The sequence below is a fragment of the Enterococcus sp. AZ103 genome (assembly GCF_051714685.1).
Classification (GTDB): Bacteria; Bacillota; Bacilli; order Lactobacillales; family Enterococcaceae; genus Enterococcus_A; species Enterococcus_A alishanensis.
In genome coordinates this window covers 1,778,869-1,804,847 of sequence record NZ_JBIOSI010000001.1, presented here as the reverse complement: position 1 = coordinate 1,804,847, position 25,979 = coordinate 1,778,869, and the positions used below count along the sequence as shown (strand labels likewise).

Below are 25,979 nucleotides of genomic sequence, written 5' to 3'. Positions count from 1 at the left end.
ATTTTGCCTACTCAAATATGACATTTTCTTTAATCAAAGCGAATCCCATTGATAAACAAAATCCAGTTAATAATCCAATAGCTGCAAAACGTAGTAAATTAATTAAGCGGCTTTTATCACTGGACACTATATTTGAAGATAAAATTTGGACATTTTCAACTTCAACATATTGATTAATTGTATTTTTAAATTGGGTAGAAATTTGCTTGCTTAATGCCGCCACAGTTTTTCTAGATTTATCTGTTACATTAACACTAAATGCATAAGAATTCTCTACTTGCTCAATTTGAATGTTGTCTTTTAAATCAGAAGTATCTATTTTATTATCTTTTGCAATTAGATCTAAAAATTCATCACTTTTAATAATTTGCTTGTAAGTGTTGATCATTCCTTCATTTGCAACGATAGCATCAGCATTTGTTGTAGCCTCATTTTGAGGCAAGTTCACTAATAACTGGGACTCAGAGACGTATTCTCTCCCTGTTAAAAAGTAAGCAGCTCCTGAAATAGCTGCACCACAAATGATAGTCGACAAAACAATGAATAAACTATATTTTTTTAGAAATCTTTTATAACCAGTAATATTCACTTTAATCTTCATTAAGCTTTCCTCGCTGTCTTAGTAGTTTTTTATATACAAAACCTCTCACACGATTAGGTAAAATACTAGTTACTATATGCGCACTAATCGATACAAAGTAGTCATTTAGACTTCCTAGTCCATTTTGATAAATAACTTTTCGTGCATTCAATCCATAAATAAAATAGTTCATCCCGCCACGCCGAGCGTACATATCTTCTCCACCACGAGCGTATACCAACGACTCTTTAATATTCATTCCCTGGTAACCCGCTTTTAATAGACGAACCCATAAATAATAATCTTCAAAACCATTTAGAGCTTGATAATTTCCAACTGCTAAGACATCAGATTTTTTAAACATTACTGTCATGTGATTAAAAGGATTTCTTTTTTTTGAAAATTGTCTAATATCTTTGTTTGTTTCGGGTACTACTCTTTTACCAATGACGTTGGAAGGATCACCAGTAAATTCATCGATATCAGATCCAACAATAGTTAAGTTTTTATTATCTAAAAAAGCTTGATACTGTTTTTCTAAACGGTCTTCTCGCATAATATCATCAGTATCCATCCGAGCAATCAATTCATTTTGACAGGCTGTAACCCCTTTTGCTAAAGCAATACCCAAGCCTTGATTGGTTTTCAAAGGAACAACTCTAATTAACACTTTGCCATTATCTTTATTTGCATCAATTATTGTTTGCAACTCATTTGTAATTGGTCCGTCTAATACAAGAACTAATTCTTGCGGTAGCAAGCTTTGATCCAAGGTACTTTTGATGGCTGCAGCAAAATATTTAGGCTTTTCTTTCTGATACACAGACATCAATACACTAATCTCCGCAACTTTCACAAATTTTCGCTCCTTATGAATAAATACTCTCTTTAGGAAAATCAATATCGCATAATTTTGTCACTGCCGCTTCTTCTATTCCTTGAGATGATACTTTATCAAAAAGAATTTTAATGGTTTGCAGTAAAATCTTTAAATCCAACATAAGAGAATATTTTTTTATATATAACAAATCAAATCTTAATTTACTATTATAGTCTGAAACATATTTTCCATATACTTGCGCATATCCTGTGATTCCGGCTCGGACATTGTGTCGCAAATAGTAATATGGATTTTCTCGATTAAATTGATCAACAAAGAAAGGTCTCTCTGGTCTTGGACCAATAATCGACATATCACCTTTTAATACATTAACTAATTGTGGTAGTTCATCAAAACGAACTGCTCGAATGAATTTACCGACTGGTGTCACTCTAGCATCATTACTCTTAGCCAAGACAGGTCCGGATTTCGCTTCTGCTGTTGCAGTCATTGACCTGAATTTATAAATTGGAAACTCTTTTTGATTTTTGGTAATTCGAATTTGTTTATAAATAACTGGTCCTGGCGAAGTTACTTTGACTAAAATCGCCGTAAACAGCATAAAAGGTGAAGCAATTATTAATAATACGATTGAGATAACTATATCAAACAAACGTTTAAATAATGCATCCTCGGTCGGAATTTTAAAACCTGTTGACTCAATAATACTTTCATCTTCAAAATTCATAATATTTGAATTAATTGTCATTAAATTTTCAAATGTGGTATTCAAAAAAAGTTTTTTTTCTTTTTTCGTAACCAGTTGGTATATATTTATTTTTTCACTTTCATTGATTTCAGAAGCTAAATAAACAATATCGACATTGTCAATTAATTCTTTTAGATGATCAAAAAAATGATCAACAACAATACCATAAACTTTATGTTTATTATTTTTTTGAGAATTAAAATTTTGAACAGCTGGTGCTACATCTTTTTCAAAGCCTATAATTAAGACTTGTTTATTTTTACTCAGTTTTAAATAAATACGATAAACAATGATCCGATAAATAATCAATAAAATTGTCCCAATTAAAAAAGACCACAGAATTACACTCCTTGGAAAGGCAAACCAGCGACCTGCAAAAGTGATAATCATAATTCCTAATGACATTAAAAACTGCCCAATCACTGTTACAAAAACAATATCACTGATAATTCGATTATAAAAAACATAAGATCCTAATAAAATGTTTAACGCAATAAAAAAAAGGGAAATAAAAATCGCTGAATTCTGAAAGGATTCAAAATTTCGTGCTGGAATATTTCCATGAAATTTTATTAAAAAACTTAAATAAATGGAAAAATTAAAACAAATCACATCAAAAAGAATAATGATTGCTCTTCTTGCCCCGCCCCATTCATTATTATTCATCATGACACTCCTAACTGATAAAATAATCCATTTATGATAATACCATAATTAGCTTGAAAAAAGTAGGATTGATCATAATTGTTAAAGAAATCAAAAAGTCATTCTTCAAAAAAACCCAGAGAAAATCCTCTGAGTTCAACTAATCAATTCTTACTGCTAAATTCCCGCCTTGGCGAGTCAAATTGGGATTATAGTAAGGATCATTTTCAATATATTCATGATATTTTTCTTCCATATAGGCTGTTTCTGCTTCGAAACGCTCCAATTTTTCTGGTGTATTCTCATAACCACGAGACTGAGATTCAAAATGATACAATTCAGCACCATGGAGCCACACATTGTCATGTCCAGCTTCATATTCTCGTAAACATAAATCTACATCATTAAAGGCAACGGTTAATTCCTCGTTAAAACCACCTAATTCAGAAAAATCTTTTGCACGCATCATCATACAAGCTGCTGTAACAGCTAAATAATTTACATTAATTTCTAATTTCCCAAAATAACCAAAATCTCCTCTTGGAAATGTATGATGTACATGTCCAGCAGCGCCGCCTAAGCCTAAAACAACTCCGGCATGCTGAACCGTTTGGTTAGGATAATATAACTTCGCTCCAACACAACCCACTCTCGAAAATTGTGCAAAAGAAACCATTTTACTCATCCACTCTGGCGTGATAACCTCTGTATCATTATTCAAAAACAATAAATATTTACCTTTTGCCTTTTTGGCAGCTAGATTATTAATACGTGAATAATTAAATGGAATATCAATCACCTCAACAACAAACCTTTCACCAAGTTGTTCTTGATAGTCTTGATATAAAGTAGTCATCTTAGGATCATCACTGCCATTATCCGCTAAAATAATTTCGTAATTAGAATAAGTCGTCAATGCAATAATTGAATCAATACAGCGTTTTACATCATCATATCCATTTTTTGTTGGAATGATTACACTGACCAAATCTTCTGAAAGAATATCGTAATTAACATCATAAAGGCCATTTCCTGCAGCATGTGTGACCGTTGCTTTAATGCCACGTCTTTGGATTGCATCTTGAACAGCAGTTAATCCGGCATCAAAAGCATATCTCTTAGTCGATTGGTCTGCTGCTGTAGAGCTCGGTAAGATACGCCAATAATATAAAATTTGGGGAATATGTCCAATTTTATCTGCTGTCGTTTGTTCAGTAAACCGTAAAACTAAATCATAATCTTGTGAGCCTTCCAACCCAACTCTAAAACCACCAATTTTATCCATAATTGTTTTTCGATAAACACCTAAATGGGAAATATAGTTTGTTCCTAATAATAAATCTGGTGACCAATCTGGTTTAAAAGCCGGATCAAATCGTCGCCCCTCCATATCGATCTTATCTTCATCACTATAAATAAGATCCAAATCTGTTTGACGGTTTAAAAGCTTTGCAACTTCATATAACGCAATTGGCGCTAGCTCATCATCGTTATCTAATAGTGCTACGAATTCCCCTGTTGCTATTTTTAAAGCAGAATTCGTTGCTCGAGAAATATGACCATTTTCTGGACGGAAAAACAGTTTGATGCGGTCATCTTCAGCCGCAAATTTTTCTAATAGTGGTCGCACACTATCATCAGTAGAATGGTCATCAGCAATACACAGTTCCCAGTTCCCATAAAACTGCCCTATTACTGATTCAATACACTTGGTCAACCATTTTTCTTCAACATTATAAGTGGGCATTAAAATAGAAATTTTAGGCTGATAAGAAAAATCCTTAATTTCTTTTTCTATTGAATTACGGTCCCAATTTTCATTTTGAGCAATCCATGTTTGATAGGTTTCATCACTTTGTTTATCCTGCTCCAATGAAATGCGCCGCAAAGTACTTTTTAAACCATTACGCTTTAAATAACCCAGTCCTTTACGGATTTTTGTATAATACTGCTGGGTTTTTGAAGGCATTTTTTCTGGAGTAATTATTTGATTGTTAGGAATAAAAATTTTTTCTATGATTTGATCTGCCAAAACAAACGAAATCACAACTTTATCTTCCGGATTATTAACTTTCAAGACAATTTGAAAGCCCATTTGTAAAGTAGCACTAGTCTTGTGTAATGCAGCCACATCGTGACGTCCTTGATAAGTAATCTTTGACTCGTTTATCCCCGTACCTACAATTTCAATTTTGGGTACTGCTTTTGTCCCGGTATCAAGTGCCCAGCCAGTTACAATAAATTCTTGGGTTTCAGGAAGATACTGACTATTATCAATTGCAATTGTTAAGTTGTTTTTTGTCACGAAGCTATCCTCCAATGTTAAATTGATAAAAATTAATGTAAGGATCTTTTAAGTTTTCCACTGAATGTTTCTCTGAGAGTTTTTGAAATTCTTCTCTTCTAACATTAAATCGTTGATCTTGTTCCGCGATCATTTCAAAATACGGATCGAAAATAATATTTTTATTTAATTCGCGGTAAACTCGAATACTAAAATCCACGCCCATTATTTCTTTAGGTAAATTAAGATCAAAACCATTTACCGCTAAATAATCACTTTTTCTGATAATAATACAGTCTTCTGTCGCAGAATAAATTTCCCGTGGCAATGTAGGTCTAAAATAATTGCCAATCGTTTTATTAGATAGGCCCTGTTGTTCATAAACGAGAGTCTCATTTCTTTGATCAATCACCACGCCGATATTTAAGATTGCGTCATAGTCACTGATAATTTTTCCGGTTACAATTCCTGTATCAGGTAATTGAGCAAAGTTCATTCCCTCGTGTAACCAATTCGCTCGTGTGGGTGATAAATCTGCAGATAGAAAAACTAAATATTCTCCAGTTGCTTGCTCAACAGCTTTAGTAGTATTTTCAGCACCTATAACCTTAGCTATATCAATTTTTTCAGCTATCTTAGTTGGTACAATCACTTCAAAGTTTTCCCAATTTGTTAGTTCAATCATTTTTTCAATAACGGTTGCATCAGTTAAATCCTTAGCAAAAATAATTGAAACTTTTGGTTCTTTAGCATAAGTAAAATCAACTTTATAAGCACCATAATTTTTAGTCATGCTAACTTTCCCTTTGATTTTACGACGTTCTAAAGCTGCAGCAACTGCGTTTTGACCAGCAACATAAGCATACTCTTTACTTTGAGGATCCATCGCAACTGATGTTTCAATCGTCCGCCAATGATAAGCCATACTAGAAATATGTTTAATTTCTTTAGCAGTTTCAGTCGCACGTAAAACAAAATCGTAATCCTGACTGCCATTAAATTCCGTTCTCAAACCACCGATTTGATCGATAACATTTTTTTTCACCACCACAAAATGAGTGATATAATTATGCCCTAATAACAAGGTTTCGTTCCAGTTAGGTTTGAAAAATGGATCAAATCGTTTAGCTGACATTGATAACTTATCTTCATCTGTATAAATAAACTCGATTTCAGGATTTTCATTTAATGCTTTAACCACTTCTAACAAAGCTGTATCAGCTAAAATATCATCATTGTCTAAAAATCCGATATATTCTCCGGTTGCAACTTCTAAAGCAGAATTAGTTGCCTCAGAAATGTGTCCATTTTCAGATCGGAAAACTACCTTAATACGGTCATCTTCTGCTGCCAATTCTTGTAATAATGGTTTAATATGAGGTTTTGGTGAATTATCATCGGCTAAACATAGTTCCCAGTTTTGATAAATTTGCATTGTTAAAGAACCCACACATGCCCGTAACCATTTTTCATCTACATTATAAACTGGAACCACCAATGATATTTTAGGCTGAAATTCTAAGCTTTTGGCTTCTTCTATCAAAGCTACTCTCTTAGGTATTTCAATTTTTTCCATCCAATCTTCGTAATCTGCGCTTTGTTGTTTACGCAATTGGAATTTTTTATAAGCTTGGCTAAATCCTTCTCGTCTAATCACTCCTAAGACACGGCGAATTCTACTGGCCGTCGAAACAACTTTTTTCTCAGGTAACGAGACAGTAATAGGGAAAACTTGACTCTCTCTAGTGATCGCTAAAAATCTAAAACTATCAGTAATCTGATAATCTTTAATGGTTAAAATAAAACCATATTTTACATCGTCCATCAAATCAAACACTTCATTTACATCCGGACGATAAAGATGATTTACGTGCAAATCATTGCTACCTTCTGCCAATAAAAAATCAACTGGTTCTTCCGTAGCAATTTTATAGGCCCAACCTTTAACAATCAGTTCGTTATCTACTTCATTATTTTCAAGGGACTCCACCGTTATTTTGATTTGGTCATTTATGTTTGGATCTTCATTATCACCATACTCATCTGGGTTTTTAAAAGGGATTTTGCTTAATTCATAATGATACTTGTCATAAAAATCCATCTTAGCACGTAATAATCGTTCGATTTTTTTATTGTCAGCAAGATCTTTGAATATCAGTTGATTGATAGGTAAAAATTCTTCTTCATTCAAGACTTCAATTGTCACAGTAAAATCTTTATCTGCTACGTGACGACCGGAAACCGTAATAAATGGCTCCTCTTCAATCTGATCAAAAACAAATAAATCTTCTTGATACCAGTCAGCATTGGTGTTTCTAATTGGCAACAACTGATTATTTGAAACAACTGAGATTCGAACAGTTGATGGAAAATGTCCCACAACAATTCGCAAGCGCTCTGTTTCAACTGGTGCATGATGTTCAGTTACTAAGTTTTCTTTGGTCTTATGGTTTACTAAGTAAGGTTCAATCTCATATTTACCATCAATTCGATAAGCCAACTGAATTTGTGTATTATTATTAGAATTTACCGGAATCGTTCTCTCAGGCTCTGCTACAGGTTCTTTCCTTAAAGCGTAGAAATACTGATAAACTTCACTAAACGGACGTTGTTTAAATGAATAGCGAATAATTGCAGGTAAATCCTCATAGTTTGACTCAATCTCATTTTGGCCTACTTGGGCATAAGTAAAATCTTCTTTGCGAATGTGTAAATCAATCCGCGAAAACAAATCCTCAAAACCACTTTGGGTATAAAAGCTGTTATGGGTACGATCTAATAGACCGTACTGATTCCAATCTAATTTTTCGTTAAAAAGATTAATCAACACAGAATTGTGGGTAATATTGGGAAAAGTAACTAATATTTCACCTTCACGACTAAGAAAATCGCGGCATCTTCTCAATGCTTCTTCCGAATTGGTTAGATGTTCTAAAACGTCAGCAAAAATTATAAAATCAAACTTTTGACCAGCGAAATAATCCACCCATTTATATTCTTCAATATTTCCTAAATAGCCATTTTGCGCCGTATTCATTACATGTTCAAATAATACTGGATCAAATTCTACAATAGAAACATCACATTTTAGTTCATTGACTAAATAATTCGTCATTCGACCATTTCCAGGACCAAATTCTAAGACTTTGCTACCTTTTTTGATTTCAGCAATGATTTTGCCAACGCTTGTATGTTGATCCAACGATAAATCAAAGTCATATTTCATCATTTAAATTTTATCCTTCCATTTGTGATCTAATACGACGATTCCTTCGCCTACATATTTACCAGTAATGAACATTGTTAAATAGCGTGTTTTGTAAACCAATGGAACAGTTGCATTTTCTTCAAAGATAGCCACATCAAAATAATATTCGCCACCTAGTAAGGCCATTTTTTGATAATCTAAATAAAAGACATTTTCGCCTTTTTCCCAAGGAATCGATTCTTCATCTAATAATGTATTCAGCCCACAAACATACTGATTATCAACCGTTCGAATAGCAACACCAAGAACTGGTTTCTTGATTGAATCATCTTTAACTGTGTAATTAACCTTTACTACAACACGACTATCTTGCTCGATAATTTCTAACGGATTCAACTCACCATCCAAAAGTTCAGCTTTGGTAACTTCAACAATATCGTAAGCAGAAAATTCTTCCATCACGGAGCTGTCACGATCAACAGTTTTCAAAGATTTTTTCTTTAGGAAGTTTTCATATTCTTCGGTGATTTCCATCGTTTCACCTTCTGCTTCTACCACACCATTTTTTAACCAATAAACCCGGTCACAAAAACGACGAACGGCATTCACATCGTGGGAAACAAAAAGAATTGTTTTACCAGCATTTCGAAATTCAGTAAATTTTTCCATACATTTCAATTGGAATTCTAAATCCCCTACCGCCAATGCTTCATCAACAATTAAAATATCTGGGTCAACATTGATAGCTACTGCAAACGCAAGGCGGACCATCATCCCTGAAGAATAAGTTTTTACTGGTTGATATAAATGATCACCAATGTCCGCGAAGTTAATAATATCATCAACTTTATCAGCCATTTCTTCTCTGGAATAACCTAATACCATCCCATTTAAGAAGATATTTTCATAACCTGTGTATTCTTGATTAAAACCAGAACCTAATTCTAAAAGAGCGGCGATATTTCCTCTAATATTGATTTCACCATCTGTCGGTGTCAATACGCCTGTAATAATTTTTAAAATAGTTGATTTGCCAGAGCCATTTTCGCCAATAAAACCAATCATTTCTCCTTGATCGACTTTAACATTGACATCATTTAAAGCATAAAAAACCTCATGATAAGACTTATGGCGAATACTTAAAGCCTCTTTCAGACGATCCACCGGTTTTTTATACATATCATATTTTTTCGTTAAGTGATTAATTTCAATTACTGCTTCAGTCATGAATTTTCTCCTTATAACACATCAGAAAAATGTGGTCTCAAACGTTTAAAGATTACTGCGCCGAGTAATAACATTACGATTGTCACTACCCAGAAATAAATAGTTAATTGTGGGCTTTCCCAGAACCATGCCCGACCAAAAAATGCATCTCGATAGCCTTGGACGACATAAAACATCGGATTTAGTCTTAAAATAAATTGAATAGTTGGGTGTCCTGCAAAATCATTCACACTCCATAAAACCGGAGTTCCCCACATTAAAGCTTGCATAATTACAACAATAAATTGATTGATATCTGGGAAGAATGGTTGAATTGATGACGTAATCCAAGTTAACCCCGTCAAGAACATCATCATAGCAAACAAGTAATAAATCAGTTGAATGCTTTGTAAGCTCGGAAATATCCCATTAACCGCTGCTACAATAAAAGTAATAGCAATAAAGAATACATGGATAAAAATATTCGAAGCTAGTTTAACAGTCGGTAAGATGCGAATATTAAACACTACCTTTTTTACTAAATAACTATATTCACGAAATACATTGGTTGCTGCTCCAAGATTTTCTGAGAAATACAACCAAGGAACCAAACCTGAAATTAAAAACAAAATGAAGGGTAATCCTTCCTTGTCACCTGATCTGAATCCAAAACTAAATACAAACCAGTAGGTCAATACCATAACCAATGGATTGGCAAAAGCCCAAAAAATCCCTAATACCGAACCTGCATAACGGGCTTTGAAATCATTCATTGAAAACTGTTTTAGCAACACCCGATTTTGATAAATATCCTTGAAAAAATCAAATACATCTTTAAACATTTTATTTCCTCTCGTTCACTGTTTTTATCTATTTTCTAGCAATGATTAACAGTCCCATTCTACAGAAACACCTCTTCAAAAGCAAGCAAACCTCAGGTAAACCATTAATACAAATAAAGCATTTTAAATGAATTTTTAGAAATAGTTAGCTAAAAGTTTTTTTATGGTATAATTTGTTTGCCTATAAGGAGTGATTCTGTGCAAAGAAAACTAAGAAATTTAAACAAACCACAATGGCTGTTTATTACATTAACAGCTTTTTTAATTGCTTGCTTTATCTTAAATCTTAAAATTCAGTTAACAGGTTTTGGTGACGATGATTTCTTATTCTATGATCCCTTAATGAATAAATTCAACGGTGATATTTTGGCTTTTTTAGTCAATCGCTATCAAACCTGGAGTTCCAGAACTGTCATCGAGATCTTCACGCTTCTAAGTGTCAAGTACCATATATTTTGGCGAATTTGTAATAGTATAATCATGTTTTTGGCAATCAGCCTACCACCCTTTCTTTTGAAAAAAAATAATGCAGTTAAAACATCAGACATATTAATTTCTGGTGGTTTATTCTTTACTATGCCGCTAACTTTTTTCAATGAAACTGGTTGGATTGCTACAACTACTAACTATTTGTGGGTATACAGTTTAGGACTAGTTTCCCTATACCCAATTGCCAAGTATCTACACGATGAAAAAGTCAATCAACCAACTTATTTGATTAGCTGGCTGGCGGCCTTATATGCTTGTAATCAGGAGCAAATGTGCGCATTATTATTAGGTTTTTACCTAGTCTTTTTAGGTTACCTGCTAATAAAGAAACGTCGGATTAAAATACTGTTGCCTTTTTTTGTGATTAACTTTTTAAGTTTGTTCTACGTGCTCTCAGCAAATGGAAATGATATCCGTTATGAGCAGGAAGTAGCTAATTGGTTTCCAGACTTTGAAAAACTCACATTATTTAGAAAATTAGAGTTAGGCTTCTCTTCAACTGTTAGACATTTGTTTTTTGATAAACAAATAACAATTTTTTTATTCACAATACTCTTAGCAATCTTAGTCGGTTATTATCTAAAGTTAAAGAAAAAACCGCTAGTTATAAGTCTTTTGGGATTTATTCCATTAATTGTCTCAATTATTTTTAGTTTTAATGATCTATGGAATTTTTCTTTTGTAAAGAAAATTTTGGCGCTGTTCAATGGATATGGTACTGCTTTTAATTTAGCTAATCCTGAAACTTGGATAGCAGATATCATCTTAGCTATCACTTTTATGGCTGTTTTAATTTCGATACTTTATTTACAAAGACTAACTATTCAAGGAGGATTCTCCATCATCCTGATGTTAGCTGGATTGGCTTCCAGAATGATGATGGGCTTTTCGCCAACTATTTGGGCCTCGGCGACTCGCACCTATATTTTTACCTTTGGGATTTTTATTTTAGTTACTTTATCCTTGTTTGCATCCTTAAAACTTCCGAAGAAAACAAATGATTTTTTAACCGGAATGATTTTTTTAGTGGGCATGATTTGTTATGGTTACTTATTTTTAACCATTTAAAAAAAGTTGTACTTTTACAAAATGTAAAAGTACAACTTTTTTATTTTCTTCTGCGATTTCGACGAGATGCTCTATTCCTAGGTAGACTAGATATATCACCTTTTTTGTTATCTGTTTTTAAGGCAAAACCTAACAATATAAATGTAACTGGAATCCAAAAAGCAGCCATTAATCCGTCTTCCATCGTTGATTGTAGCAATACACTAAAAAATGCGATTAGAAAGCCTGCTTGTAAGCTAGAAAAAGTTTTTTTGGAAACAACCGTCCAAACATTATATACAATAAAGCTTATTAACAAAATGAAACCAATTAGGCCATATTGTCCCAAAGTGGCATTATAGCTATTATGATGACCTAGAATTACACCACGTCGGATAAAGACAAATGGTTTGGGTCCAACCAAAAAACTTTCAGTAGATTCGAAAAGTTTATGATAAAAAGACTGCCAAATTTCCTCTCTACCAGTAAATAAATCAATTTTTTCTGAATATGCCAAACAAAGAGAAACAGGAAAAATCAAAACTAAAAATCCTGTATAAATATCTTTTAAAATATTTTTTTTCTTGACGATTATCTCTTTTGGGCAGATATCAACTAAAACGAAAACTGTTAATGCAAAGAAAGCTGCCTGAGATTGAACAACCCAAAGACTTGATAGTCCAATTACGTATAGTAAATATACAATGGTTTGCGTCCATTTTATTTTCAGAGAATGCAATAACGGGACCATAATTAAAACTTGTGTCATCACTGAGGCACCAATTGTATTTGTATTGATCCAAATTTCTTGGGGCTTGTTTTTTCCAGACCAGATTGAAACCCCTTCTGTTACAGGTATCTCAGTAAATATTCGATAAACTGTAATCAATAAAAAGATACCAACAATTCCTAATAAAAAAATTCGCGCTGATTTATCAAACTCCGTATATTTTACATTTAAAACTGTAAAAATAATCAGTGCCAGAGCTGTATCTCGGAAGAAATTAGATTCTCTAAAGTTATTAAAAAATACAAAAAAGACAATTGAAAAAATAGCTAATAAAATCCATATAATATCAACACTTTTCATTTTTGCGAGATTGATAAAAATACCAATACTGGCCATAATAAACATGATTTGTTGCATCGAACTATATAATCCAAACATAAACTGATTACGGATACCAAAAGTCCAAAGTGAATAACACAGGATTATCATTCCAAATAATAGAACAATTGAAATTGTATTCATCTCTTTTGTAAATTTATTTCTCATAAAACGCTCCTACTTTAATAACTATAGTAGTTATATTGATTCTCACTCATGTTAATTTCTGGAATAGTGTTGCTTACTGGTGGTGTTTCAGGTGCTGCAGGCTCTTCTTCATTAAAAACTACACGATAGACTTTCCAACTTTTTTTACTAGAACCTCCGTACATTTTTTCAAACTTGGCAAAACCAAAAGGTTCATATTGTTCCAACAAGCGACGGCTAACAATATATTTTACATTCAATTTTTTTACAGTTTTATAATTTATATTAACTGTCAAAGAATCTCGATTGGTTAATTTATAAGAAGTTTTTTCAGCAGTAAGATACGCACTAACATGTGCATATCGGTTATAAATTTTTTCATTTTTCCCTTTAGAATCCACGATATCCCACATTTCCATATCTGGATAAAAGCGTACACTATTTAAGGTGTGGACGCCCAACGCTGGAACAAAATTGTAAATTGATCCTTCTGATAACCACAAAGCATTGGGATCTTCTTGTTTAATTTTTAAAATTGCCTTAGCCAATTTACTCTCATAGATAGTATCGGTGCCTTTTACTATTGGGTTTACAAAAAAACCAGAAGCTACGGTCACAGCAATTAGTATAGGAGCTAACACTTTCATATTTTTACTTAAAATCAACCAAGTAACGAGTCCAAAAACTAAAACGGATATAATCATTTCCGGAATACTTAAATACCAATTGATATAAGAAGGATAAATTGTAGCAAAGCTTAACAACACTAATAAAAGAACTGTCAATGATCGAAGATAAATATTTAACTGCCGACTATCTAAAATCACACTAATAAACCAAAAAGTTATTAGCATTGATACAAAAGAAAAAGTTAACAATGCGCGATTGACCGGTACGTATGACAACAAAGTTAGTTCCGCTAAACCCTTTGGCAAGCCTACAGATATCCAAAAAAGAATAAAGAGAGCTGTAACAACTAAACTGGTTCCTAAATAGTTTTCCCGTCTAAATCTTTTTTTACGATAAAATATCGGTAGTAAAAAGATTGCAACAAAAAATAAATTATAGAACCGCGCTGCTTCAACTTGATTTCCGAAATTAATCGTTTTGAAAGGGAGTTTCCAATTGGTTAGAAACATAAATAATTGGAAGAAATCTAAATTGCCGCCAGTAGAAACACGGTGGCCTGGATATGTTGTGTTAAGTGTTGCTTCCAACGCTTCTTTTGACGTGCTATAAAAGTACAGCAGTACACCACCAACGATAGTTATAAAAAGAGCTACACTGATAGCTATAAAAATTGGATCTCTTAGTTCCTTTTTAAACTGTAAAATGACAGCAACTAACCAAAAAATCAACATATACGCGAAAATTACTTGATGCGCTGGAAAAATTACTAGGACAAATCCGATAGCACAAATACTACCCAATAGAACCATTAATAATTTTAGCCAACGTTTGGTCCATGGCGCAAAAAAGTAATAGACTGCCACCATAATTGCTATAGTAAAGAAAACCAAATCGCCTACATGTTGCATAAACCACCATTGAACAGCTGGTGCAAAGGTGATCATAAAACTACCTAAAGCAGACAGACCTTTTTTTCTTTTCGTTAAAATCATTAATAATTCGAAACTCAGCAAAAATAGCGCAATTAATTTAAAACCCCAATAAAATGATAATCCTCTATCCCTTCCTAAAAAAAAGAAGCCCCAGTTAAATGGTTTACCAATTGCTGTAATATCTTTAACCGGTGAATTATAAGCAATCACCATATTTTGGCCACTAAGTCCATAATTATCATTATTTAACGGATAATCCGCTTCCGCCTGAGATAAGTAGAAAGGTGTTTGAACCATCCATTCATCTGAACGCGCGCCGCGACTTTTACCAAAAATAATATCACTTGTTTTTTCATTGGAATCTTCAGACAAAATTTTATTCCATTCATTGATGGAACTACCATTTAAATTTAAAGAAACAATCAAAATGAGCAGTAATAGACCAATGACAAATCGTCCTTTAATTAAAATATTACCAATATTGGTAAAGTTATTTGTTCTGATTTTATTTTTTTTTCGACTTTTTCGTCTCGATCGATGCTGTACTTCTGCTTCCATTGACTTCCTCCAAAAAAATTAAAAAATAACGAAATGTTAACTTTGCAAAAGAAAAGCGTCCTTTAATTAGATGTTTCATTACACGTAATAATAACTGCTTGGAATAAGTTTTAGCAAGCTTTGTTTGATATTTAGAAAAATATTTAGTTTCTGCGTTAAGAATACTCTGATAACGAACAAGCGAGACTTGCTGATAATTAAGAACAGATAAGTCATGTTGCAAATCGGTATCAATAATTTCTATTTCTTTTCCTTCTGCAAAAATTTCCCATGATAACCAGTGATCTAAATAATCTAGAGGAAATTCTTCATTATAACCATTAATCTCTTTTAAAAATTCCACTTTAACTGCCGTACCAGAATTTATTACCATAATATTTTGAAGATAAATTTGATTTGGTGCAATTTTTTTTTCCTTTAATGGTCTTAAAGTATTACTGCTTACCGGTGAAATTTGTTGCTCTCCATTCTGAATAATTGGAGCTATCGCGACAATCGTATCAGATACTTGCTTTTGATTTTCAATCATTAAAGCTAAATATTCTGCAGTCACTACGGTATCTTGATCAAAAGTTATCAGCCAATCAATTTTATCTTTGGAAAAATTCAGAGCATAATTATAAGCTTTTGCCAGCCCAACATTCTCTTCGCTATGCATGTATGTAAATTGAGCCGGTAAATCATTAGGACAATAAGTTTTTGGACTATTATCAAATAAAATAATTTCCGCTAACTCAGGATAGGATTTTTTTGAGAGAAGATGTTTTAAACTATTAACCGTAGTTGATTCTTGATAAGTAACACCATATAAAACAACTACAATATTAAACATCTTCTCACCTCTTTTTTACTTATTATTTCCTTCTAAAGCAATGAACTGTGACAGAGCTTCTTGCCAAGTCGGAATCTTAAAACCTAACGCTTCAGCTTTACTTAAATCCATAACAGAATATTGTGGACGAGTCGCTTTTTGAGGATATTCTGCCGATGTGACTGGTTGTACATCTACGTCAGTATCTTTTAAAATTTCTTTCGCAAATTCATACCATGAACAGCTATTTTCGTTAGATAAATGATAAACACCGTAATCAGCATGTTTTTCAATAACAAAATGCATGAATTCAGCTAATGTTCTAGTCCACGTCGGACGGCCGAATTGATCATTCACAACCGTTAATTTGTCATGGGTTTCAGCTAATTTTTGCATGGTGAAAATAAAATTGTGTCCATATAAACCAAACACCCAAGAAGTTCGAATAATGTAATATTTATCCATAATTTCTTGAACAGCTTGTTCACCTAATAATTTTGTTCGACCATATTCGCTTAGTGGATTTTTGACATCATCTTCTTTATACATACCATCTTTTTTCTTACCATCAAAAACGTAGTCCGTTGAAATATAGACCAATGTTGCATCTACAGCTTTTGCTGCTTCAGCTACATTACGGGTACCCTCGACATTAATTTTTTCATCTAGTTCTTTGCCTTCTTCTTCAGCTTTATCCACTGCTGTGTAGGCAGCACAATGATAAATTAATTCAGGTTTTAAATCACTAATATATTTTAAAGTGCCCTCTTTGTCTGTAATATCTAAATCATGAGCATCCGTAGAAATGTAATCAACATTTTTTTCATCCAATAATTTTCTTAATTCAGTACCTAATTGGCCATGGCCTCCAGTAATTAAAATCATTTTCAATTCTCCTCTCAAAAAAAGGCAGGAAATCCCGCCCTCAGCAAAACGTTCATTTATTATTGACCATTTTTTGCATAACTGTTTTCAACAGCTTCTTTTTCTGCAATCCACCAGTCTTTATTGTCTGTGTACCATTGAATCGTATCTCTTAGGCCACTTTCAAAATTCGTAAATTCTGGTTGCCAGCCTAATTCTTCTCTTAATTTTGTTGAATCAATCGCATAACGTAAATCATGTCCCGCACGATCTGTAACGTGATCATAAGCATCTTTTGGTTGACCCATTGCAGTCAAAATCATTTCCATCACTGTTTTATTATCCTCTTCGCCATCAGCACCGATTAAATAAGTCTCACCAATTTCTCCTTTTGTCAGGATTGTCCAAACAGCTGAAGAGTGGTCGTTTGTATGGATCCAATCACGAACATTTTTACCTTCACCATAAAGTTTGGGTTTAATTCCCATTAAAACATTGGTAATTTGACGAGGAATAAACTTCTCAATATGTTGGTAAGGACCATAATTATTTGAACAATTTGAAATCGTTGCTTGTAATCCAAACGAGCGAACCCATGCGCGTACTAATAAGTCTGAGCCAGCTTTAGTTGATGAATATGGACTAGATGGATTATATGGCGTTTTATCAGTGAATTTTTCACCCTCACCTTCACCATGTCCTGGTAAGTCTTCTCTTAATGGTAAATCTCCATAAACTTCATCTGTTGATACGTGATGGTAGCGAACCTTGTATTTCCGGCAAGCTTCTAATAATACATACGTCCCAATTAAATTGGTTTGCACAAAAGGAAATGGATCTTTTAATGAATTATCATTGTGAGATTCCGCTGCGTAATGGACAACTGCATCAGTTTTAGCCACCAATTGATCTACCAACTCAAAGTCAGCAATATCACCAACAACTAATTCAACACGATCTTTCGGTAAGCCAGCCAAATTGGCTTCATTACCTGCATAAGTCAATTTATCCAAAACAGTCACGTGAACATCTGGATGATTTTTTACCACATAATGTACAAAGTTCGAGCCGATAAAACCAGCACCACCAGTAACAATAATGTTTTTCATAATATTCTCCTTAAATTTCACCATAGATGAAAGGATTTTCTGATTCAAATTCTTTCAATGTTGGGTGTTTTTGATCTTTTTCTGAAGTGATTGCTTTATCAATATCAATCGGCCAGTCAATTCCTAATTCAGGATCATTAAAAGCGATTCCCCCATCGGCTGCTGCATCATAATAATTATCACATTTATACAAGAAATTCACATTCGGCGTCAAGGTAGCAAATCCATGGGCAAAGCCACGAGGAACTAACAATTGACGATGATTATGTTCAGATAAAATATACCCTTCTGATTTACCGTAAGTTGGACTCCCTTTACGAATGTCCACAATCACATCTAAAACAGCACCAGTAACAACTCGAATTAATTTGGTTTGAGCAGATTGTCCTTTTTGAAAATGCAATCCGCGAACCACTCCCGCTTCTGTTGATAAAGAGTGATTATCTTGAATAAAATCAAAATCAATACCTGCTGCTTTGAAATCTTCAGCTGAGTAACTTTCGGTAAAGAAACCACGATGATCACCAAACACAGCTGGTTCAACGATTAAAACGTCTGTTAAATTAGTTTTTGTTACTTTAATTTTTCCCATGATTAACCCTCTTCTGCTAAACGTAACATATATTGTCCATATTGATTTTTTTTCAATGGTTGTGCTAATTTAATTAATTGTTCACGACTGATATAACCCATCCGGTAAGAAATTTCTTCCAAACAAGCCACTTTTAAATTTTGTCGTTTTTCAATGGTTGAAATAAAAGTAGATGCCTCTAATAATGATTCATGGGTTCCAGTATCTAACCAAGCAAAACCACGACTCATCACCTCGACAGATAATTTGTTGCGTTTTAAATATTCCTTATTCACATCAGTAATTTCTAATTCACCACGAGGAGATGGTTTAATATTTTTTGCAATTTCTACGACATCATTGTCATAAAAATATAAACCAGTCACTGCGTAATTTGATTTGGGTTCTTCAGGTTTCTCTTCAATTGAGATTGCCTGCATATCAGCATCAAATTCAACTACTCCAAAACGTTCTGGATCGTTCACATGATAACCAAAAACAGTAGCACCTTCAGTCAGCTCAGCTGACCGTTGTAACATTCTAGATAAGCCATCACCATAATAAATATTGTCTCCTAGAACTAGACAAACACTGTCATCACCGATGAACTCTTCACCAATAATGAAGGCTTGTGCCAAACCATCTGGGCTTTCTTGAACAGCATATGAAAGATTGATTCCTAATTCATTGCCATCACCGAATAAATCTTCAAATCTCGGTGTATCTTGTGGCGTTGAGATAATCAAAATATCTTTTATTCCTGCTAACATTAAAGTGGACATTGGATAATAAATCATTGGTTTATCATAAACCGGCATTAGTTGTTTTGAAGTTGCTTTAGTTAATGGATACAAGCGTGTACCGCTTCCGCCTGCTAAAATAATTCCTTTCATCGAAACGCTCCTAACTTTTTTCTGTAATACATACTCTGCAATTATACACGATTTCCTTATCGAAACAGATATATTAATGATTTTTTTTAAATTCTCTTATTCTTTGTCTAACTAATTTTAGTGCTTGCCAACGCCAGATAAATTGTTGCTTTTTATTCGCTGTCGTTTTAATTTCAGAAACATTAAAATCATGGCGACGATAATAAACCAATTTTTCTGGAATAAATTGAACCCCTTTTTGACTATCTGCTAATAAACCGATCCACATGTCATGCATTGGGACATCCGCAGGTATTGGTAAAATCAATTGGGTTAAGCTTTTACGAAAAGCCATCCCCGCACCAATATAGCTGCTTCGAATCAGATTTGCCCAAAAGCCATTTTTGGTATGACGCATTTTTTGATAACTACTGATTACCTCGTTAAAATCATTATCGACAATCATTAAATCTGAAATAATGACTGTCTTGTCTGGTGCTTTTGCGAAGTACTCCTTTGTAACTGCAACTTTTTCAGTTGCCCAAACATCATCTTGATCAGATAAAAAGATCAGTTCATTTTGGCTGCGAGAGATAGCATTCTCAAAATTTTTAGTCAATCCTTTTTGTGGGTTCAAATGAAGCTGAATTCTCGTGTCTTCTTGTTGTCGCTTTGTTAAATAATCCCAAGTACCATCTGTTGAATGATCATCAGAAATAATTAACTCGTCAGTTTCGGCTAATTGAGGAAGAATACTATTTAATTGTGCTTCTATAAAGTGAATGCCATTATAGGTTGCCATACAAACAGAAATTGAAAAATCTTTTTTGTTCATGTGGTATCTCCTTTAAAAAAATTTCCAGCCCCACTTGCCAAAGTATTTTCCCATAGAGGACATAAAAATACGAAATAATTTCCGACTTTTGACAGCTCCTCTTTCATAGAGATGCGTGACAGTATAGCGAGGGGTATATAATATTTTATAATTCATTGCCTCCATTTTTCGGCATAGATCATTGTCTTCAAAATACATGAAATAACGCTCATCGAAACCTGATACCTCTTGAAACTTGGTTAAATCAACCACCATAAAACTACCTGAGATCATCCGCACATAGCTATCATGATCATCAGGCAAATCGCGACATTCAAAACGATGTAAACGCCTCTGAAAGATTTTTTTGATAAATTTGAAAGGAATAAAACGTAGCATAAAATCAAAAACATCGAGACGATTGCGTATTAAATATTGCGTAGTACCATCTTGATTCAATATTTTTGGCGCTACCATAGCTAATTCTTTTTCACTTTTTAACAGATCCACTAAAGCTGACAGATTATTTTCTTCAATAATAATGTCTGGATTAAAAATAATTGCTGTACCATTTTCTGTCATCAAATTGCGGTTATGCCCAAAGCCAAAGCCTTTGTTTTCCGGATAAAAATCAATTGAAATAAAAGGATAGGTTAAATACTTGCTTAATTTTTTTTTGTATTCTTCATTAGATCCATTATCGAAAATTTTAATGTGTAAATTTGTAGAGCCCATCTTTTCTATTAAGGAGTCTAAACTTAGAAATATTTTATCACTGTTATGGGTGACGATGCTCACAGTCGCCAAGGGTTGGTCATACATCTTCATTTGTATTCCTCTGCTTATTTTTTAAAATATTTATTGATGACTTTTACACGATAATCTTTGTTACCAAAAAAATGAAAGGTCTTTGTAATAAAACTGTATTTAGGACTGATTAGACCAATTAGTTCCAATAAGAAAGCAATCGCAAACCCCATCACAACAATTAAAACAACAGTACCTACACCACTCATATAATTAATCAAAAGTGCAGTAAAAGAAAACAGAACTGCAATTGCATAAATTGTCAGTACTGCACCCCGATGTGTAAAACCTAAGTCTAATAAGCGATGATGCAAATGCTGTTTATCAGCAGCTGAAATTGGCATGTTTTTGGCTTTTCTGCGAACCATTGCAAAAAATGTATCGGTTACTGGCACACCTAAAATCATTAATGGTGTAACCAAAGTAATGAACGTAACATTTTTTAGACCTTCTAGTGATAAAACAGCAATCATAAAACCTAAAAAAAGCGCTCCCGTATCACCTAGATAAATCTTTGCAGGATGAAAATTATAAGGAAAAAAACCTATGATGCTAGCTACTAAACAAAATATAGCTAACGAAATAAAAGTTGTCGATTCATGTAAAAAGAAATAACCAATGACACCAATTGTCGTCAAACCAATAATTGAAACACCTGATGCCAATCCGTCTAAACCATCAATTAAATTCACTGCATTAGTAATACCAAATATCCAGAAAATAGTGACGGGTAGGCTTAGCCAGCCCAAATTAATATGGCCTAAAATAGGTATGGTAAAAAAATTAAAACGAATATCTGCTACAAAATAAATCACTAACGCCGCCAATAAAATGCCCAGACTTTTTTGCCGTGGTGACAATTCAAAGCGGTCATCCAACAGTCCAGTGATGACAATAATTAAGCCACCTAGTAAAATCGGTACAATATAGGACGCTGGTATAAAATTTTTAAATAAAACTAAAGTTGAAATCATAAAGGTAATAAAAATCGGCAAGCCGCCACCACTAGGCATTGGGACTTTATTAATCCTTCGAGCATTTGGTTTATCCACCATACCTGTCTGTACCGAAATAATTTTAAAAATCGGAGTCAGTATTAGTGCAATTAAAAAAGTTAAAAAATAACGAATAATAATTCCCAATGAAATGAACATTTTGCCACCTACCTTTTTTCTCAAAAATCATTATATCTCAATAATAAGTCAATACAAGGAAGTTTTTATTATTTGTTTTTATTTTTTAGATAATCTAAAAACTTCTTAAAACGATTACTGCCCTTTTGAACTTGTTTTCCAGTGTGTAGTTCTTCAAATGTGACGTTTAAGATGCCACCCAAAATGACAATTGCTGCAGCTAAATTTAACCAGAGCATTAACACGATGAAGGATCCAATGATTTGATACCCAGAAACACTGCGGGCAAAAGTTCTAGCATATAATCCAAACCCCTGAGCTAAAATAAGCCATCCAACGGTTGCAAAAATGGTTCCTGGAATCGTATAGCGAATTCTCACTTTTGCATTGGGAATGACACTGTAGATTACACTAATAATTACAAGCAATCCTAATGATGTAATTGGCCATCGTAACGTCAAGAAGGTTTCAATATACTCTTTTGGAAATTGTAAAAGCGGTTGTAATAAATCTAGTAGCACCTGTCCGACACTGAAAAACAAGGCTACGGCAATAATCGCCATCATCAATATACCAACCATTCCGACAGAAACAATCCGACTAATTACAAAATTCCCACGATCTTCTACACCATAGGCACGATTCAAGGCTGTCTGCATTGCATTAATTCCTTTTGATGAAGACCATAATGCAGCTATAACGGAAATAGATAACAAACCTCCAGAATTATTAGACAACAAACCTTCGATTGCTGGTCGTAAAAACTGATAAATTGTCAATGGGATAACTTCTTTTAAATAAGGTAACACAGTACTAGGAGTGATATTTAAATAAGGTAATAAATTGCCTACCACAATTAAAAGTGGAAAAAAAGACAGCAACAAATAATAGGCGACCACAACTGATCGATCGCCTATTTCAGCATCTGCTACATGCTTTTGGAAAGAAGTAATAAATTTTTTCAACTCATTCTTTTTTTCATTTTCATCTAACGCCATGTTATATCCTCGTTATTATTAATAAGTACCTTCTTCTCCTTGAGAAGTTAGTATTCTTGGTCCTTGTTTAGTAATCGCTAAAGTATGCTCATACTGACAACTCCAAGAACCATCTCTTGTATAGGCAGTCCAACCATTCGGATCCATTTTCATTTGCCATTCACCAACGTTAATCATTGGTTCGATTGTAATAACCATACCTTCTTTTAAGCGCAAACCTTTCCCAGCTTCGCCATAATGAGGAATCGCTGGTTCTTCATGGATCGTTGGACCAATACCGTGACCAACAAAATCTCTAACAACAGAAAAACCTTCGCCTTCTGCGTAAGTTTGAATAGCATGACCGATATCACCGATTCGATTACCAACTTGAGCTTGTTCGATACCTAAATACAAAGATTTTTTAGTAACATCCATTAATTTTTGAATCACAGGATTTGCTTCACCCACAACGTAAGACCAGCATGAATCAGACATAGCCCCTTTATATTCAACACACATATCAACTTTTAATAGATCACCAGTTTTTAAAGTTTTTTTACGTGGAAATCCATGGCAAATTTCATCATTAATACTAATACAAGTGGCATATTCATAACCTTCAAATCCGATCTGAGCAGCAATTGCACCTCGATCTTCAATAAATTTTTTTACAAATACTTCAATATCCCAGCTACTAATACCTGGTTTAATAAAATTTCTTAAGTGACGATGAACATCGGCTAAAATTTCGCCCGATTCGTCCATCATTTCAATTTCTCTTGCTGATTTTAATGTAATCATTACTGTCTCGTCTCCTTTTTCACTGTCTCATTTTAACATAACCAATAAAGCGGGACAAACCGAAAGAAATTCCCACAACAAAAGTTATCTTTTATTTACACCACCCTTTCTGCTTGCTATAATTTTAATAGATCGTTCCTTAAGGAGGAAGTTATCATATGACCGTTGCAAAAATTGTTTTTGCTAGTTTAACAGGGAATACTGAAGAAATTGCTGATGTTGTTGCCGAAACCCTTGAAGACCTTGCGATTGAGGTTGAAATGGAAGAGGTCGGCGCTGTCGAGGCCGAAGACTTTGAATCCGCTGACATCTGTATCGTCGCCACTTACACTTACAGCGAAGGCGACTTGCCAGAAGAAATGAAAGACTTTTATGAGGAATTGCAAGAATTAGATTTAACTGGAAAAATATATGGTGTCGTGGGTTCTGGCGATACTTTTTATGAAAATTTTGCTACTAGTGTGAACCGTTTTGAAGAGGCTTTTGAAAAAACTGGTGCAATCAAGGGTGCTGATTTTGTTAAAGTCGATACAAACGCCGAAGAAGAAGATATTCAAAACCTAGAAGCTTTTGCCAAAAAAATTGCCGCAGTGGCGAATTAATCTATAAAATTGGAGGAATTAACAATGGTTTTATCTTATTTTGATGAATTGCTAAAAAAATACGCACGTTTAATTACAAAAGTCGGCGTAAATGTTCAGAAAGGAGATACAGTGATTGTTTATGCTAGTGTTGACCAGGCACCCTTAGCCCGACTAGTCACAAAAAATGCCTATGCACTTGGTGCCGATGAAGTCCAAGTTCAATGGAACGATGACACCATCCAGAGAGAATTTTTAACCCATGCTAGTGCTGAAAAAATTGCGACGATTCCAGATTATAAAAAGGCTGAAGCAGATGATTTTGCCGAAAAACGTGTCACACGAATCAGTATCATCTCTCAAGATCCCGATGCGTTAGCTGGAGTAGATAATAGTAGAGTCGCAACTTATCAAGCGGCACGTGGGAAAGCCCTACAAGCAGTCATGCAAGCAACACAATCGAATAAATTACGCTGGACGGTTGTTGCTGCGGCAAGTCCTGCATGGGCAAAAAAAGTCTTTCCAAATATTGAGGGTCAAGAAGCGCAAGTGGACGCATTATGGGATGAAATTTTCAAAACAACTCGGATTTACAGTGACGATCCTGTTGCAGCGTGGCAAGAACACGACCAAACAATGCGAAACCAAGCAGAAAAATTAAACAAAGAGCAATTTTCTGCCCTTCACTACACAGCACCAGGAACGGATATTGTGATTGGTTTACCGAAAAATCATATCTGGGAAGGAGCCGGTTCGTTTGCGGCAGATGGTAAAGAATTTATGGCGAATATGCCAACGGAAGAAGTCTTTACCGCTCCAGATAAAAATCGAATTGATGGTTACATCACTAGTACAAAACCATTAAGCTATGCTGGTAACACTTTAAACAATATGAAATTTACTTTCAAAGCTGGTAAAGTTGTTGATTTTTCAGCTGAAAGTGGTGAAGAAGTTCTTAAATCGTTACTAGAAATTGAAGGAGCCGATTCTCTAGGTGAGGTTGCCTTAGTCCCAGATCCGTCACCAATTTCTCAATCTGGTATTACATTCTACAATACTTTATTTGATGAAAATGCTTCAAACCATTTAGCACTAGGTGCTGCTTATCCATTTAGTGTCAAAGATGGTACTGAAATGTCTGAAGAAGAATTAAATCAAGCTGGTTTAAATAGTAGTCAAACCCATGTAGACTTTATGGTTGGCTCAGCAGAAATGTCAATTGACGGCATTCGCGAAGACGGCTCATTTGTCCCAATTTTTAGAAACGGCGACTGGGCTTAATTATTAAAAATATTGGAAATGTTGTTCAAAGTAGCTCCGTCGATACTAGTTTTTATCAATAAGAAAAGCTGATCAATGTAATTAATTTTA

The 25,979-nt window shown here is 33.9% G+C and carries 22 protein-coding genes; 3 read left to right on the top strand and 19 right to left on the bottom strand.

Annotation, left to right across the window (positions count from 1 at the left end):
* Positions 1 to 7 precede the first annotated feature (7 nt).
* The 7 genes from ID741_RS09040 to ID741_RS09010 all read right to left on the bottom strand — a co-directional run bounded on the left by ID741_RS09040 (position 8) and on the right by ID741_RS09010 (position 10,354).
* Complete coding sequence (locus tag ID741_RS09040; RefSeq protein WP_218324925.1) at positions 8 to 601, bottom strand: YveK family protein; 594 nt, start codon at positions 599 to 601, stop codon at positions 8 to 10.
* Positions 591 to 1,436: a glycosyltransferase gene (locus ID741_RS09035; protein ID WP_218324924.1), complete on the bottom strand. Its 846-nt coding sequence runs from the start codon at positions 1,434 to 1,436 to the stop codon at positions 591 to 593. The genes ID741_RS09040 and ID741_RS09035 overlap by 11 nt, the downstream gene beginning before the upstream one ends.
* A gap of 13 nt (positions 1,437 to 1,449) precedes the next feature.
* A complete protein-coding gene (locus tag ID741_RS09030; RefSeq protein ID WP_218324923.1) occupies positions 1,450 to 2,838 on the bottom strand; it encodes a sugar transferase in 1,389 nt (462 codons plus the stop codon).
* Positions 2,839 to 2,974: 136 nt separating this feature from the next.
* Positions 2,975 to 5,119, bottom strand: a complete 2,145-nt coding sequence (locus ID741_RS09025; RefSeq protein ID WP_438719772.1) for a glycosyltransferase family 2 protein — start codon at positions 5,117 to 5,119, stop codon at positions 2,975 to 2,977.
* A gap of 4 nt (positions 5,120 to 5,123) precedes the next feature.
* On the bottom strand, positions 5,124 to 8,327 hold the full coding sequence (locus tag ID741_RS09020; RefSeq protein WP_438719771.1) for a glycosyltransferase: 3,204 nt from the start codon (positions 8,325 to 8,327) through the stop codon (positions 5,124 to 5,126).
* On the bottom strand, positions 8,328 to 9,533 hold the full coding sequence (locus ID741_RS09015) for an ABC transporter ATP-binding protein (RefSeq protein WP_218324921.1): 1,206 nt from the start codon (positions 9,531 to 9,533) through the stop codon (positions 8,328 to 8,330). It lies immediately after the preceding gene.
* 11 nt (positions 9,534 to 9,544) lie between these two features.
* On the bottom strand, positions 9,545 to 10,354 hold the full coding sequence (locus ID741_RS09010) for an ABC transporter permease (protein WP_218324920.1): 810 nt from the start codon (positions 10,352 to 10,354) through the stop codon (positions 9,545 to 9,547).
* A 198-nt stretch (positions 10,355 to 10,552) separates the two neighbouring features.
* Here ID741_RS09010 and ID741_RS09005 point away from each other — a divergent pair, with 198 nt between their 5' ends.
* Positions 10,553 to 11,911 (top strand): DUF6056 family protein, encoded by a 1,359-nt coding sequence (locus ID741_RS09005; RefSeq protein WP_438719770.1) that lies wholly within the window; start codon positions 10,553 to 10,555, stop codon positions 11,909 to 11,911.
* Positions 11,912 to 11,951: 40 nt separating this feature from the next.
* Here ID741_RS09005 and ID741_RS09000 read toward each other — a convergent pair whose 3' ends face one another.
* From ID741_RS09000 to map, 12 genes are all read right to left on the bottom strand, one after another.
* Complete coding sequence (locus ID741_RS09000; RefSeq protein WP_438719769.1) at positions 11,952 to 13,166, bottom strand: EpaQ family protein; 1,215 nt, start codon at positions 13,164 to 13,166, stop codon at positions 11,952 to 11,954.
* Positions 13,167 to 13,180: 14 nt separating this feature from the next.
* Positions 13,181 to 15,265, bottom strand: a complete 2,085-nt coding sequence (locus ID741_RS08995) for a DUF7657 domain-containing protein (protein WP_438719768.1) — start codon at positions 15,263 to 15,265, stop codon at positions 13,181 to 13,183.
* Positions 15,213 to 16,097 carry a glycosyltransferase gene (locus ID741_RS08990; protein ID WP_218324916.1) on the bottom strand — a complete coding sequence of 295 codons (885 nt, stop codon included), beginning with the start codon at positions 16,095 to 16,097 and terminating at the stop codon, positions 15,213 to 15,215. Before ID741_RS08990 ends, ID741_RS08995 begins: the two co-directional genes overlap by 53 nt.
* A gap of 15 nt (positions 16,098 to 16,112) precedes the next feature.
* Positions 16,113 to 16,961 (bottom strand): dTDP-4-dehydrorhamnose reductase, encoded by an 849-nt coding sequence (gene rfbD / locus ID741_RS08985; RefSeq protein WP_438719767.1) that lies wholly within the window; start codon positions 16,959 to 16,961, stop codon positions 16,113 to 16,115.
* A 59-nt stretch (positions 16,962 to 17,020) separates the two neighbouring features.
* Positions 17,021 to 18,049, bottom strand: coding sequence for a dTDP-glucose 4,6-dehydratase (gene rfbB / locus ID741_RS08980; RefSeq protein ID WP_438719766.1), 1,029 nt, complete (start codon positions 18,047 to 18,049; stop codon positions 17,021 to 17,023).
* A 10-nt stretch (positions 18,050 to 18,059) separates the two neighbouring features.
* Positions 18,060 to 18,632 (bottom strand): dTDP-4-dehydrorhamnose 3,5-epimerase, encoded by a 573-nt coding sequence (gene rfbC / locus ID741_RS08975; RefSeq protein ID WP_218325433.1) that lies wholly within the window; start codon positions 18,630 to 18,632, stop codon positions 18,060 to 18,062.
* Positions 18,633 to 18,643: 11 nt separating this feature from the next.
* Entirely contained in the window at positions 18,644 to 19,513 is an 870-nt protein-coding gene (rfbA, locus tag ID741_RS08970) for a glucose-1-phosphate thymidylyltransferase RfbA (protein WP_218324913.1), read from the bottom strand.
* A 73-nt stretch (positions 19,514 to 19,586) separates the two neighbouring features.
* A complete protein-coding gene (locus ID741_RS08965; protein ID WP_438719765.1) occupies positions 19,587 to 20,327 on the bottom strand; it encodes a glycosyltransferase in 741 nt (246 codons plus the stop codon).
* Positions 20,328 to 20,339: 12 nt separating this feature from the next.
* The gene (locus ID741_RS08960; protein ID WP_218324911.1) at positions 20,340 to 21,134 is read right to left on the bottom strand and encodes a glycosyltransferase family 2 protein; all 795 of its coding nucleotides are present in this window, start codon (positions 21,132 to 21,134) and stop codon (positions 20,340 to 20,342) included.
* A gap of 14 nt (positions 21,135 to 21,148) precedes the next feature.
* Positions 21,149 to 22,267: a glycosyltransferase family 4 protein gene (locus ID741_RS08955; protein ID WP_438719764.1), complete on the bottom strand. Its 1,119-nt coding sequence runs from the start codon at positions 22,265 to 22,267 to the stop codon at positions 21,149 to 21,151.
* A gap of 68 nt (positions 22,268 to 22,335) precedes the next feature.
* Positions 22,336 to 23,244, bottom strand: a complete 909-nt coding sequence (locus ID741_RS08950; RefSeq protein WP_218324909.1) for a YihY/virulence factor BrkB family protein — start codon at positions 23,242 to 23,244, stop codon at positions 22,336 to 22,338.
* An 18-nt stretch (positions 23,245 to 23,262) separates the two neighbouring features.
* On the bottom strand, positions 23,263 to 24,027 hold the full coding sequence (map, locus tag ID741_RS08945; RefSeq protein ID WP_218324908.1) for a type I methionyl aminopeptidase: 765 nt from the start codon (positions 24,025 to 24,027) through the stop codon (positions 23,263 to 23,265).
* A gap of 158 nt (positions 24,028 to 24,185) precedes the next feature.
* Here map and ID741_RS08940 point away from each other — a divergent pair, with 158 nt between their 5' ends.
* Complete coding sequence (locus tag ID741_RS08940; RefSeq protein ID WP_438719763.1) at positions 24,186 to 24,629, top strand: flavodoxin; 444 nt, start codon at positions 24,186 to 24,188, stop codon at positions 24,627 to 24,629.
* A 24-nt stretch (positions 24,630 to 24,653) separates the two neighbouring features.
* Positions 24,654 to 25,889 carry an aminopeptidase gene (locus tag ID741_RS08935; protein ID WP_438719762.1) on the top strand — a complete coding sequence of 412 codons (1,236 nt, stop codon included), beginning with the start codon at positions 24,654 to 24,656 and terminating at the stop codon, positions 25,887 to 25,889.
* Positions 25,890 to 25,979 lie beyond the last annotated feature (90 nt).

Bases quoted from the DNA above. Each gene is read 5' to 3' on its own strand.
- ID741_RS09015 (WP_218324921.1), bottom strand. From the start codon at position 9,533: ATGACTGAAGCAGTAATTGAAATTAATCACTTAACGAAAAAATATGAT.
- ID741_RS09010 (WP_218324920.1), bottom strand. From the start codon at position 10,354: ATGTTTAAAGATGTATTTGATTTTTTCAAGGATATTTATCAAAATCGG.
- ID741_RS08990 (WP_218324916.1), bottom strand. From the start codon at position 16,097: ATGTTTAATATTGTAGTTGTTTTATATGGTGTTACTTATCAAGAATCA.
- ID741_RS09020 (WP_438719771.1), bottom strand. From the start codon at position 8,327: ATGATGAAATATGACTTTGATTTATCGTTGGATCAACATACAAGCGTT.
- ID741_RS09040 (WP_218324925.1), bottom strand. From the start codon at position 601: ATGAAGATTAAAGTGAATATTACTGGTTATAAAAGATTTCTAAAAAAA.
- ID741_RS09000 (WP_438719769.1), bottom strand. From the start codon at position 13,166: ATGAGAAATAAATTTACAAAAGAGATGAATACAATTTCAATTGTTCTA.
- map (WP_218324908.1), bottom strand. From the start codon at position 24,027: ATGATTACATTAAAATCAGCAAGAGAAATTGAAATGATGGACGAATCG.
- ID741_RS08935 (WP_438719762.1), top strand. From the start codon at position 24,654: ATGGTTTTATCTTATTTTGATGAATTGCTAAAAAAATACGCACGTTTA.
- ID741_RS08950 (WP_218324909.1), bottom strand. From the start codon at position 23,244: ATGGCGTTAGATGAAAATGAAAAAAAGAATGAGTTGAAAAAATTTATT.
- ID741_RS08965 (WP_438719765.1), bottom strand. From the start codon at position 20,327: ATGAACAAAAAAGATTTTTCAATTTCTGTTTGTATGGCAACCTATAAT.
- rfbA (WP_218324913.1), bottom strand. From the start codon at position 19,513: ATGAAAGGAATTATTTTAGCAGGCGGAAGCGGTACACGCTTGTATCCA.
- ID741_RS08960 (WP_218324911.1), bottom strand. From the start codon at position 21,134: ATGAAGATGTATGACCAACCCTTGGCGACTGTGAGCATCGTCACCCAT.
- ID741_RS09030 (WP_218324923.1), bottom strand. From the start codon at position 2,838: ATGATGAATAATAATGAATGGGGCGGGGCAAGAAGAGCAATCATTATT.
- rfbB (WP_438719766.1), bottom strand. From the start codon at position 18,049: ATGAAAAACATTATTGTTACTGGTGGTGCTGGTTTTATCGGCTCGAAC.
- ID741_RS08940 (WP_438719763.1), top strand. From the start codon at position 24,186: ATGACCGTTGCAAAAATTGTTTTTGCTAGTTTAACAGGGAATACTGAA.
- rfbD (WP_438719767.1), bottom strand. From the start codon at position 16,961: ATGATTTTAATTACTGGAGGCCATGGCCAATTAGGTACTGAATTAAGA.
- ID741_RS08955 (WP_438719764.1), bottom strand. From the start codon at position 22,267: ATGTTCATTTCATTGGGAATTATTATTCGTTATTTTTTAACTTTTTTA.
- ID741_RS08995 (WP_438719768.1), bottom strand. From the start codon at position 15,265: ATGGAAGCAGAAGTACAGCATCGATCGAGACGAAAAAGTCGAAAAAAA.